The following is a 1,053-nucleotide window of genomic DNA, read 5'->3' as shown; positions in this document are numbered from 1 at the left end:
TCCAGGGCGCGCTGGTCGTCGCCGTGGAGGAGGTCGACGATGACGCGGCCGGTGTTGTACTCGTAGTCGTGCGCGCATTCCTCGGGGGTGAGGTCGCGGGTGACCGGGATGGGGCCGTTGAAGGTGTCGGCGTGGGTGGTGCCCAGGACGGGGATGTCGCGGTGGGCCTGGGCGAAGGCGACGGCGTGGGTGGAGTGGGTGTGGGTGATGCCGCCGATGGAGGGGAAGGCGAGGTAGAGGCTGCGGTGGGTCTCGGTGTCGGTGGAGGGCCGCAGGTGTCCGGCCACGACCGCCCCGTCCGACAGCCGCACCGTCACCAGGTCCTCGATGCTGAGGCGGTCGTAGGGCACGCCGGAGGGTTTGATGACGAAGATGCCGGCCTCACGGTCGACGCCGCTGACGTTGCCCCAGGTCAGGGTAGCCAGGCCGACCTGGGGGATGGCGAGGTTGGCGGCCAGGACCTCCTGATGCAGGCCGGCCATCACAGGGCCTGGGCCAGTCGGTGGTAGGCGGCGTTCCAGCGGATCTCCTTGGCGAACTGTTCGGTGCTGGTGTGCTCGTCGATGGTCAGCAGCTCGACCCCGGTCATGGCGGCGAAGTCGGTCAGGGTCTCCAGGTCGACGGCGGAGGAGAGCACGGTGTGGTGGGGTGCGCCGGCCAGCAGCCAGCTCTCGGCGGACTCGGCGAGGGAGGGGCGGGGTTTCCACACGGCGCGGGCGACGGGCAGGCGGGGCAGGGGCTGGCTGGGGGCGACGACGTCGACGGCGTTGGCGGTCAGCCGGAAGCGGTCGCCGAGGTCGGCCAGGCCGACGACGAGGGCGGGGCCGGGGGCGGCGTCGAAGACCAGCCGGACGGGGTCCTCACGGCCGCCGATGGACAGGGGGTGGATCTCCAGGCTGGGGCGGGCGGCGGCGATGGAGGGGCAGACCTCCAGCATGTGGGCGCCCAGGATGCGCGGCTCGCCGGGGCCGAGGTGGTAGGTGTAGTCCTCCATGAAGGAGGTGCCGCCGGACTGTCCCGCGCCCATGACCTTCAGGGTGCGCAGCAGCGCGG

1 protein-coding gene and 1 pseudogene are annotated in these 1,053 nt (G+C 72.2%); both read right to left on the bottom strand.

Features of this window, described 5'->3' with window-relative positions:
* The coding region (locus tag MKW14_RS40680; protein ID WP_240871825.1) for a class II aldolase/adducin family protein at window positions 1-482 on the bottom strand (482 nt) is incomplete at its 3' end.
* Window positions 482-1,053: pseudogene (locus tag MKW14_RS40675) on the bottom strand (L-arabinose isomerase); the annotation flags it as partial. The gene MKW14_RS40680 and the pseudogene MKW14_RS40675, both read right to left, overlap by 1 nt.

Origin of the sequence: Streptomyces gilvus (genome assembly GCF_022513565.1) — a bacterium.
Taxonomy (GTDB): Bacteria; Actinomycetota; Actinomycetes; order Streptomycetales; family Streptomycetaceae; genus Streptomyces; species Streptomyces gilvus.
Note: the sequence above shows the minus strand (reverse complement) of the source record. Positions and strands in the feature narration are given on the sequence as shown.